We start from the raw sequence: 10655 nt of genomic DNA, 5'->3' as shown, positions 1-10655 counted from the left end.
GCCTCGTCGGCCGCGCGGACGTGCAGCGCATCCCGGTCCGGCTCGGCGTAGACGGCGACGCTGGCGATACCGGCGTCCGAGCAGGCCCGGGCGACCCGCACCGCGATCTCCCCCCGGTTGGCGATCAGCACCTTACGCACGTTGAACTCCCTCGTCCCTGCCGTTTGCTCGTCGTTTCGGGTGGTCGTGCGGCCGCACGCGCGGCCGGTCAGCCACCGGTGCCCCAGCGCCGGGGCCAGCGGGTCATTCGCCGGGCGGGGGCCGCCCAGCCCCGGCCGACCCGGGCCGGGCCGGCCGCACCGGTGGGGTCCCCGGTGGCGGTCAGCGCCGTCACCGCGACGACCACGGCCGCCAGTTCCTCGTTCGTCGGGCATCCGTGCACCACCAGCAGGCCGTCCTCGACCGGGTGCGCGGTGCCGCCGCCTCCTGCCCCGCTCACAGCGGGATGTTGCCGTGCTTGCGGGGCAACCGGGAGGTGCGCTTGCCGCGCAGCGTCTCCAGCGCGCCGGCGACGGCCCGCCTGGTCTCGTGCGGCATGATCACCGCGTCCACGTAGCCGCGTTCGGCCGCCGCGTACGGGTTGCAGAGCGCCTGCTCGTACTCGTGGCGCAGCCGGGCCCGCTCGGCGGCCGGGTCCTCGGCCGCCTTGACCGCGCGGTGGTGCAGCACGGTCACAGCGCTCTCGCCGCCCATCACCGCGATCTCGGCGGTGGGCCAGGCGAGATTGATGTCGATCCCCAGGTGCTTGGACCCCATGACGCCGTAACCGCCGCCGTACGCCTTGCGGGTGACCACGGTGACCATCGGGACGGTCGCCTCGGCATAGGCGTAGATCAGCTTGGCGCCGCGGCGGATGATGCCGGCCTGCTCCTGCTCCAGGCCGGGCAGGAAGCCGGGGACGTCGACGAAGCTCACGATCGGGACGTGGAAGGCGTCGCACATCCGAATGAAGCGCGCGGCCTTCTCGCTGGCGTCGATGTCCAGGGCGCCGGCGGAGACGATCGGCTGGTTGGCCACGATGCCGACGCTGTGCCCGTCGATCCGCCCGAGTCCGCAGACCACGTTCTTGGCGAACAGCGGCTGCACCTCCAGCAGTTCGCCGCCGTCCAACACGGTCTTCACGACCTTGCGCATGTCGTACGGCACATTGGGGCTGTCCGGCACCAGGGTGTCGAGCGCCCGGTCGGCCGCGGTGAGGGTCTCCGGTTCGGTGGCGGCGTAGACCGGCGGGTCCTCCATGTTGTTGGAGGGCAGGTGTCCCAGCACCAGCCGCACGTACTCGAAGGCGTCCTTCTCGTCCTGCGCGAGGTAGTGCGCGTTGCCGGAGACGGTGTTGTGGACGAGCGCGCCGCCGAGTTCCTCGCGGTCGACGTGCTGGCCCATGACGGTGCGCAGCACCTCGGGGCCGGTGACGAACATGTGCGAGATGTCCTCGACCATCACGACGAAGTCGGTGATGGCGGGGGCGTAGACCGCGCCGCCGGCGCAGGGGCCCATCATGAGCGAGATCTGCGGGATGACGCCCGAACCCTCCACCTCGCGCCGGACCATCTCCGCGTAGTAGGCGAGCGAGACCACGCCCTCCTGGATGCGGGCGCCACCGGAGTCGTTGATGCCGATGACCGGGCAGCCCGTGCTGAGGGCCAGGTCCATCACCTTGACGATCTTCTCGCCGTACGTCTCGCCGAGGCTGCCGCCGAAGACCGTGAAGTCCTGGGCGAACACGCACACCTTCCGGCCGTCGACGGTGCCGTAGCCGGTGATCACGCCGTCGCCGAGCGGACGGTTCCGCTCCAGGCCGAAGTCGTGGCTGCGGTGCCGCGCCAGCGCGTCGAGTTCGACGAAGGAGCCCGGGTCGAGCAGCGCGTCGATCCGTTCGCGGGCGGTGAGCTTGCCCTTCTCGTGCTGCTTGCGGGCGGCGGTGGAGTCGGCCCGTGCGGCCAGCTCGTCGCGGCGGCGCTGCAGTTCGGCGAGTCGGGCGGCCGTCCCCGCCCGCTGTTCGTGGGCGTGTGGGGTGTCCGAGGCCATCAGGCGCTCCTCTCCGCTGCCGAGGCGTGCTTCAGTTCGCCGTTCAGGTAGCGGTTCCGGCAGGCCCGGCGCTGCACCTTGCCGCTGGTCGTCCGGGGCAGGAAGCCGCGCCGCACGATGACGACCTCGTCCACGTCGAGCCGCTGGCCCTCGTGGACGGCGGCGCGGATGCGCGCCGTCAACTCGTCGGGACCGGTGGTGCGCAGGGCCCGGCCGTCCGCCTCCACGACGATGACCAGGCGCTCGCGCTCACCGTCGTCGACGGAGAACGCCGCGGCCGCGTTGGGGTGCAGGCCGGGAGCAGCGGTCTCGGCGGAGAGCTCGATGTCCTGCGGGTAGAAGTTCCGCCCCTGGCGGATGATGACGTCCTTGAGACGGCCGGTGACGAACAGTTCGCCGTCGTGGACGAAGCCGAGGTCGCCGGTGCGCAGGAAGGTGCCGGCCTCCTCCTGCCCGTCGATCGACGCCCGGAAGGTCTCCTCGGACTCCTGCGGACGCCCGTGGTAGCCCGCGGCCACGCACGGTCCGGAGACCCAGATCTCGCCGACCTCGCGATCGGCCAGAGCGGTCCGGGAGGCCGGGTCGACGATCCGCACCGTGGTACCGAGCACCGGGACGCCCGAGCCGACCAGCGGCTGCGCGTCCGCCCCAGGGGCGGACACCGTGACCCGGCCCGCCCGGAGGGCGTCCGTGGACACCCAGAGCAGGGCCGGCTCCTCGGCGGGCCGGCTGCCGGTCGCCTTGAGCGTGTTCTCGGCGAGGCCGTAGCCGGGGCACATCGCCTCCGGGCGGAAGCCGGCCGGCGCGAAGGCCTCGGCGAAGGACCGGACCGCCTGCCAGCGCACCGGCTCCGCGCCGTTGGCGGCCACCCGCCACGAGGAGAGGTCCAGTCCGGGCGCCACCTTGCCCTCCTGCTCGGCCTTCACGCACAGCTCGTACGCGAAGCTGGGCGCGGCGGCGTGGGTGCCCCGGAAGCGGTCGATGGCCGCCAGCCACCGGCCCGGGCTGCGGACGAAGGCGTCCGGCGCCATCAGGTAGGCGGGCATCCCCTCGCACAGCGGCATCAGGACGCCGAAGAGCATCCCCATGTCGTGGAAGAGCGGGAGCCAGGACACGACCACGCCGTCCGGTCCGGAGGGCCACAGCTCGTCGGTCTCGGCCACGTTGGCGAGGAAGTTGGCATGGGTGACCATGACGCCCTTGGGGTCGCCCGTCGAGCCGGAGGTGTACTGCAGCAGCGCGGTGTCCTCCGGCTCGGGGAACCCGCCGGTCCACTCGGCCCGCGGCAGCGCGCCGGTGTCGACGAGGGTGAGCCCGGCGAGCTCCGTGCGGTCGCCGAAGCGCTCCTCCAGGTCGCGCTTCACCTCGGCGGTGGTCAGCACGGTCGTGGTGCCCGCGTCGTCGGCGATCCGGCGCAGGCGCGCCAGACCGGTGGCCCGCCGGGGCACTTGCACCGGGGCGCCGGACACCCGCGCGTACATGCAGCCGAGCAGCGTGCGGACGAACTCCAGGCCCGAGGGGTAGAGCAGCACCGCGCTGCCCCCGCCGAGGCCGGCCGCCGCCAGCGCGGCGGCCCGGGAACGCGCGTCGACGTCCAGCTGCCGGTAGGTGAGCGAGCCGTCCGGCTCCTCGCCGTCCCGCAGGTAGACGTACGCGGTGTCGTCGGGCTGCTTCTCGGCGCGCAGGCTCAGGGCCTGGGGCAGCGTCATGGCGGGGCCCATCAGCACCGGTTCGTTGGTGGTCACGGTCGTGCTACCTCGTTTCGCGAGGACGTGGACGGTCGGTGGTGGCGTGCCGGATCACGAGTACGGGAGATCCAGGGGCGCGAGGGAGTCGAAGAGGTCACCGGGACCGGGGTTGGCCCGCGGGGCGTGGCCGCCCAGGTGGTGGACCACGCCCCACACCGCGTTGAGGGCCGTCGTCACCGCGCCCTCCGCGAAGCCCGCGGTCCATGAGACGTCGTCGCCGCACAGGAAGAAGCCGCGGTGCCCGGGCTTCACGCCGTCCTGCATGAACTGCGTGAACAGCCGCCGCTGGTAGCGGTACTGGCCGGGCAGGTTCGACTTGAACGCGCCCATGAAGTGCGGCTCGGTCTCCCAGGTGACGGTGATCGGCTCGTCGATGATGTGCGAGCGGATGTCCAGGTCCGGGTAGATCCGGCCCAGTCGGGCCAGCAGGACCTCCAGGCGCTCGTGGTCGGTGAGCGAGGCGAACTTCAGCGAGTCGTCGTTCCAGGTGTAGGACAGGCACATCACGCCGGGGCGGTCGGGGCCGTTGTCGAACAAGTAGACGCCGCGCGCGATCCGGTCGGTGAGCGTCATCCCCATCACCTCGTGACCGGTCCGCGGGTCGATGTCCCGCCAGAACGGCCGGTCGGTGAGGACGAAGAGCTTCGACGAGCCCATGTAGTGGGTGCGCTCGACGGCCGTCCACTGCGGCTGGGTCAGCAGGGTCGGGTCGCAGTCGATGCGGTTGAGCAGCGTCCACACGTGCGGGGTGAACACCACGGACGGGAACCGGCGGATGCCACCGTCCGCGTCCTCGACCACGAACTCCTCGCCCTTGCGCCGCAGGCCCACCACGGCCGGACCGGGCACGCCGCCCTCGTGCAGCGAGGCGAGCGAGGTGCCGGCCGGCCAGTGCGTCGGGGCCTCGGGCGCGTGCCGCCACAGGCCGTACGGCAGTTGCTGCACCCCGCCCACGATCGACATGTGGTTCTCGTCCGCCTCGGTGTAGACCACCCGGAGGATCTCCAGCACCGAGTTGGGGAAGTCGGTGTCCCAGCCGCCCGAGCCGAAGCCCACCTGGCCGAAGATCTCCCGGTGCCGGAACGAGTGGAACGCCGAGGAGCTCGCCAGGAAGCCGTAGAAAGACTCGTCGTCGAACTCGCGGACCAGGCGGTTCCAGACGGCCTTGAGGATCGGCACGTCCCGCCGGGCGATCGCGTCGCGCATCGTCGAGAGGTCCGCACGCTCCTGGAGCACCTTCTCCCAGGCGTCCGCGACCTCCTGGTACAGCTCCGGCAGGTCCTGCGGCGAACGCGCCCACTCCTGCTCGCCGTTGAGGTCGATCAGAGTACCCGGGGTGGCGGGCGCCAGCGGGTTCGGGAACGGCTTGGTCGCCAGTCCCAGCAGGTCGATGTAGTGGTAGAGCGCCTTCGCCGAGACCGGGAAGCGCATCGCGCCCAACTCGGCCACGTACTCCGGGTGCTTGGCGAACGGCACGGCCCGCATCCGGCCGCCGAGGTCGCCGGCCTCGTACACCACCGGGCGCAGTCCCAGCCGCATCAGCTCGTACGCGGCGGTCAGTCCGGCCATGCCGCCGCCGACCACCGCGACCTCGGTGCCGGCCCGCTCCGGTGGCAGCACGCCCAGCCCGGCCGGGTGGGTCAGCCACCGGTCGTAGGAGAACGGGAAGTCCGGAACGAGCATGCCTATCGAAGCCGGGCTTGGTGACGTCATCTGGAAAACCCCTCGGGCCGTGCCGACAATACTGGGTCGAGAATCAGAGAATTTCCGGCAGAGTTCCGCACGCTCGCGCCGCGCCTCATAGGCGTCGGCCCGGGGTGGGCCGCGCTCTGTGCCCCTGGACCACGGGTCGCCTTCGCCGACGGGCTCACGCTATTTTTCGCGGTGTCGCGGGGGCAACCCCTACGTACCCTGTCAACGGGCCCCAACCCGTACAAAAGACCGCGCCGAGCGGCCTGCGCCGCAGGTCACCCCTGCTGTCGCGGTCCGACCCCCGCCGCCCGGAACTCCGTGCGCACCGGTGCGGGGTCGGCTTAGGGGGCTTATGGGGTGGTCGCCGGCCGAAACCCCGCCGTAGCCTCGGTCACGCTGTCCGCTAGCTGACTGTTGGGTGAAATGCTGATGGAAGAGAAGACAGCTGTCGTATTTCCTGGAATGGGGCCGTCAAGCTTTTCCACGGTCGGCAAGTTCATGGTTCTCGACAGATACGCGCGACGGCGGATAGCCGACGCCGACCGGGCCCTGGGGTACTCGCTGCTCGACCGGTTCCACGCGGCCGACGACGACTACTCCGAATACACCCAGGTGGCCTTCCTGGTCAATTCCCTGGCGCTGGCCGACCGGGCCGAGGACGTCATGGGAATGCGCGCCGACTACGTCGCCGGCCCCAGTTTCGGGCAGAAGGCCGCGGCCGCCTGGACCGGCGCCATGGACTACGCCGACGTCGTCCGGATGACCGCCGAACTCGCCCGCTGCGAGCAGGAGTTCTTCGCCACCGAACACACCGACGTCGTGACGCACTCCTTCGTGCGCGTTCCCGAGGACGACTTCCGGGAATACCTCGACGGACTCACCGCCGACGGCGAGTGGTACGACGTCTCGGGCCGCCTCGACCAGGGCTTCTACATGCTCTCCGTCCGGGAACACCTCCTCGAAGGCCTCAAGAAGGCCATCGGCGCCATGGGCGGCTACTCGATGTACACCATGCGCCCGCCGGTGCACGCCGAGGCCTTCGACGGGCTGCGACGCAAGGCCGAGGAGGAGGTCTTCTGCCGCTACGAGATCGGCGCCCCCGCGCAGACCGTCATCGCCGACCAGGACGGCAGTCTGGTCACCACCGCAGACCGGATGCGCACCATGATGCTCGACACCTTCGACAAGGGGATCCGCTGGCCCGACGTCGTCGACTCGCTGCTCGGGGTCGGTGTGCGGACGCTCTACATCACCGGCCCCGAGAACCTGTTCCGCCGGGTGCAGTGCACCACCCGGAACTTCGACGTCGTCGCGGTCGACCCGAAAAGCGTCCTCCGGTCCACGCTGCGGCCGGCCAAGCGCTGAATCCGGCGGCGCTCCCGCGGATCCGGGAGCGCAACCGGAACCCCGCCGGAACTTCGCCGGAAACGTCACCGGAAGCCCCGTCGGCGCACCGCCGTAACCCCCTCCGGACCGACCCGGACCCCACCGGGATCGCCTCCGGGCGAAAGGGGTGCGTAGGGGTGTGGGCGCCGCTCGGCGGCGACCTACCCTCGCGTGAAGTCCGGTTTTCCCTGAACAGCCCTGAACAGCCCTGAACAGCCATGTCGGCAGAGTGGTGGAGCGAGCGATGGTAGGCCAGTCCGGAGAATTCCGTTCGCAGTCTGAACTGACCGGTCCGGAGCAGGAACGCCACCTGCTCGCCTTCGTCACCGGTCTGGTCAAGGACGTGCTCAGCAGCACGGACCGCGGCGGGCCGACCGAGATCGACCCCGAGAGCTCCTTCCTCGAACTCGGCTTCCACTCGCTCGCCGCCGTCGAGTTCCACCGCCGGCTGATCGCCGCCACCGGCCTCTCCGTGCCCGTCACCCTGCCCTTCGACCACCCCACCCCGCGGGCGCTCGCGCGCGAACTGCGCCGCCTGCTCTCCGGCACCGAGGACAGCCCCGCGGACGAGGCGGTCGCGGCTGCCGCCGACGACGAGCCGATCGCCATCATCGGCATGGCCGTGCGGCTGCCAGGTGGCGTCGACACCCCGGACGACCTCTGGCGGCTGCTCGCCGAAGGCCGCGACGCCATCTCCGGATTCCCCACCAGCCGCGGCTGGGACCTGGACGAGCTGTACTCCCCGGACCCGGACGACGGCGGCAGGACCTACACCCGCGAGGGCGGGTTCCTGCATGGAGCGGGCGAGTTCGACGCCGACTTCTTCGGCGTCTCGCCGCGCGAGGCCCTCGGCATGGACCCGCAGCAGCGCCTCCTGCTGGAGAGCACCTGGGAGGCCCTGGAGAACGCGGGCATCGACCCCAGGGCCGCCCGCGGCAGCCAGACCGGCGTCTACGTCGGCGTCGAGAACCAGGAGTACGGCCCGCGTCTGTCCGACGCCGCCGACGGCCTGGAGGGCTACCTGCTCACCGGCAACGCCGCCAGCGTCGCCTCCGGCCGCCTCGCCTACACCTTCGCCTTCGAGGGCCCCACGATCACCGTCGACACCGCGTGCTCCGGCTCGCTCGTCGCCCTCCACCTCGCCGTGCAGGCCCTGCGCCGCGGTGACTGCCCGCTGGCCGTCGCCGGCGGCGCCGCCGTCATGTCCAGCCCCGGCGGCTTCCTCGCCTTCAGCCGCCAGCGAGGCCTCTCCGAGGACGGCCGCTGCCGCGCCTACTCCGCCGACGCCGACGGCACCGGTTGGGGCGAGGGCGCCGGCATCCTGGTGCTGGAGCGCCTCTCCGACGCCCGCCGCAACGGCCACCACGTGCTCGCGCTCGTCAAGGGCAGCGCCATCAACTCCGACGGCGCCTCCAACGGCCTGACCGCCCCCAGCGGCCTCGCCCAGCAGCGCGTCATACGCCGCGCCCTGGCCGACGCCGGCCTCGCCCCCGCCGACGTCGACGCCGTCGAGGGCCACGGCACCGGAACCAAGCTGGGCGACCCGATCGAGGTCCAGGCCCTGCTGGCGACGTACGGACAGGGGCGTGAGGGCGGCGAGCCGCTGTGGCTCGGCTCGCTCAAGTCCAACGTCGGTCACACCCAGGCGGCGGCCGGTGTCGCCGGTGTGATCAAGATGGTCCTGGCGCTGGGCAACGGCGTGCTGCCGCGGACCCTGCACGCCGAGCAGCCGTCGCCGCACGTCGACTGGTCGGCGGGCGCGGTCGAGCTGCTGACCGAGGCGCGGGAGTGGCCGGCGGCCGGGCGTCCGCGCCGGGCCGGCGTCTCGTCGTTCGGCATGAGCGGTACCAACGCGCACGTGGTGCTGGAGCAGGCCCCGGTGGAGGAGCCGGCCGAGGCCGTCGAGGTGACGGTCGACGCTCCGGTGCCGTGGGTGGTGTCGGGCAAGTCGGAGGCGGCGCTGCGGGCGCAGGCGGCGCGGCTGGCGGCGTTCGTCGAGGGGCGGCCGGAGTTGTCGCTCACGGATGTCGGGTACTCGCTGGCGCTGTCGCGTTCCCGCTTCGAGCACCGGGCGGTCGTCTCCGGCTCGGACCGGGACCAGCTGCTCGCGGGCCTCGCGGCGCTCGCCGCCGGGGACACCGCCGGCGCGGTCGCCTCCAGCGGGGCACTGGCCCTCCTGTTCACGGGCCAGGGCAGCCAGCGGACCGGCATGGGCCGGGAGTTGTACGAGGCGTTCCCGGTGTTCGCGGCGGCCTTCGACGAGGTGTGCTCCTACCTGGACCTGCACCTCGATGTGCCGCTGAAGGACGTGGTGTTCGAGGGGTCGGAGCTTCTGGACCGGACGGCGTACACGCAGGCGGCGCTGTTCGCGGTCGAGGTGGCGCTGTTCCGTCTGGTGGAGTCCTGGGGTCTGGTGCCGGACTTCCTGGTCGGCCACTCGGTCGGCGAGCTGGCCGCCGCCCACGTCGCCGGGGTGTTCTCGCTGGAGGACGCCGCCGTCCTGGTGGCCGCGCGTGGGCGTCTGATGCAGGCGCTGCCCGCCGGTGGTGCGATGGCGGCGATCGAGGCGACCGAGGCGGAGGTGCTGCCGCTGCTGGCCGGCCGGGAGTCGGAGATCGCCGTGGCGGCGGTCAACGGGCCGACGTCGGTGGTGGTTTCGGGCGACGAGGCCGCGGTGCTGGAGGTACTGGAGCACTGGAAGGCGCAGGGCCGCAAGGTCCGCCAGCTGCGGGTGAGCCACGCGTTCCACTCGCCGCGCATGGAGCCCATGCTGGAGGAGTTCCGCTGGCACGCCCGCGTGATCGGCTACTCCGCGCCGCGCATCCCGATCGTCTCCAACGTCACCGGTGAACTGGCGACGGCGGAGGAACTGGCCTCGCCGGAGTACTGGGTGCGGCACGTCCGCGAGGCGGTGCGCTTCGCCGACGGCATCGCCTACCTCGCCGGGCAGGGCGTGAGGAAGTTCCTGGAGCTGGGCCCGGACGGGACTCTCTCCGCCCTGGCCCAGGGCGTCCTGACCGACACCGAGGACGCGGTGTTCGCCCCGGTGCTGCGCAGGGACCGCCCGGAGGCGGTGTCCTTCACCGAGGCCGTCACCGGCGTGCACGCCCGTGGTGCCGAGCTGGACTGGGAGGGCGTGTTCGCCGGCCGTGGGGGCCGTCGGGTGGATCTGCCGACCTACGCGTTCCAGCGTGAGCGTTTTTGGCTCGATGTGGCTCCGGCGGCGGGGGACGCGAGCAGCCTGGGTCTGGGGGTGAGCGGGCATCCGTTGGTGGGTGCGGTGGTGGCTCTGCCGGGTTCGGACGGTGTGGTGCTGACGGGGCGGGTGTCGTTGGCGTCGCACGGGTGGCTGGGTGAGCACCGGGTGCACGGGGTGGTGGTGGTGCCGTCGTCGGCGTTGGTGGAGCTGGCGGTGCACGCCGGTGACCAGGTCGGTGCGGGCACTGTCGAGGAACTGACCGTGCAGGCTCCGCTGGTGCTGCCCGAGCAGGGTGGCGTGGTGCTGCGGGTGACCGTCGAGGCGGCCGATGCCGAGGGCCGGCGTGCTGTGGCTGTCTTCTCGCGTCCGGAGGTGGCCGAGGCCTCCGCGGCCTGGACGGTGCATGCGTCGGGTGTGCTGTCGGTGGTGTCGGAGGGGCCGGGGTTTGATCTGTCGGTGTGGCCGCCGGTGGGTGGGCGGGTTGTGGGGGAGGGGGTGTGGTCTGTTGGTGAGGAGGTGTTCGCCGAGGTCGCGCTCGCTGATGGTGTGTCGGTGGAGGGGTTCGTTGTTCATCCGGGGCTGATGGAGTCGGCTGTGGGTGT

General features: G+C 72.0%; 7 protein-coding genes. 2 read left to right on the top strand and 5 right to left on the bottom strand.

The window, feature by feature from the left end; genetic code table 11:
• From ACFV1W_RS38915 to ACFV1W_RS38895, 5 genes are all read right to left on the bottom strand, one after another.
• The coding region (locus ACFV1W_RS38915) for a biotin carboxylase N-terminal domain-containing protein (protein ID WP_380420974.1) at positions 1-140 on the bottom strand (140 nt) is incomplete at its 3' end.
• A gap of 68 nt (positions 141-208) precedes the next feature.
• Complete coding sequence (locus ACFV1W_RS38910; protein ID WP_380422121.1) at positions 209-439, bottom strand: acyl-CoA carboxylase epsilon subunit; 231 nt, start codon at positions 437-439, stop codon at positions 209-211.
• Positions 436-2028, bottom strand: coding sequence for an acyl-CoA carboxylase subunit beta (locus tag ACFV1W_RS38905; RefSeq protein ID WP_380422120.1), 1593 nt, complete (start codon positions 2026-2028; stop codon positions 436-438). Before ACFV1W_RS38905 ends, ACFV1W_RS38910 begins: the two co-directional genes overlap by 4 nt.
• Positions 2028-3773, bottom strand: a complete 1746-nt coding sequence (locus ACFV1W_RS38900) for a fatty acyl-AMP ligase (protein ID WP_380422119.1) — start codon at positions 3771-3773, stop codon at positions 2028-2030. Before ACFV1W_RS38900 ends, ACFV1W_RS38905 begins: the two co-directional genes overlap by 1 nt.
• Before the next feature lie 54 nt (positions 3774-3827).
• On the bottom strand, positions 3828-5519 hold the full coding sequence (locus ACFV1W_RS38895; protein ID WP_380422122.1) for a flavin monoamine oxidase family protein: 1692 nt from the start codon (positions 5517-5519) through the stop codon (positions 3828-3830).
• A 447-nt stretch (positions 5520-5966) separates the two neighbouring features.
• On the opposite strand from ACFV1W_RS38895, the gene ACFV1W_RS38890 reads away from it, so the two are divergent.
• Together ACFV1W_RS38890 and ACFV1W_RS38885 are read left to right on the top strand one after the other, a co-directional pair.
• Complete coding sequence (locus ACFV1W_RS38890; RefSeq protein WP_380422117.1) at positions 5967-6833, top strand: ACP S-malonyltransferase; 867 nt, start codon at positions 5967-5969, stop codon at positions 6831-6833.
• A gap of 265 nt (positions 6834-7098) precedes the next feature.
• On the top strand, positions 7099-10655 hold a 3557-nt coding region (locus ACFV1W_RS38885; RefSeq protein ID WP_380422116.1), incomplete at its 3' end, for a beta-ketoacyl synthase N-terminal-like domain-containing protein.

This window comes from Kitasatospora sp. NPDC059648, assembly GCF_042734825.1.
GTDB lineage: Bacteria > Actinomycetota > Actinomycetes > Streptomycetales > Streptomycetaceae > Kitasatospora.
Note: the sequence above shows the minus strand (reverse complement) of the source record. Positions and strands in the feature narration are given on the sequence as shown.

Bases quoted from the DNA above. Each gene is read 5' to 3' on its own strand.
- ACFV1W_RS38890 (WP_380422117.1), top strand. From the start codon at position 5,967: ATGGTTCTCGACAGATACGCGCGACGGCGGATAGCCGACGCCGACCGG.
- ACFV1W_RS38905 (WP_380422120.1), bottom strand. From the start codon at position 2,028: ATGGCCTCGGACACCCCACACGCCCACGAACAGCGGGCGGGGACGGCC.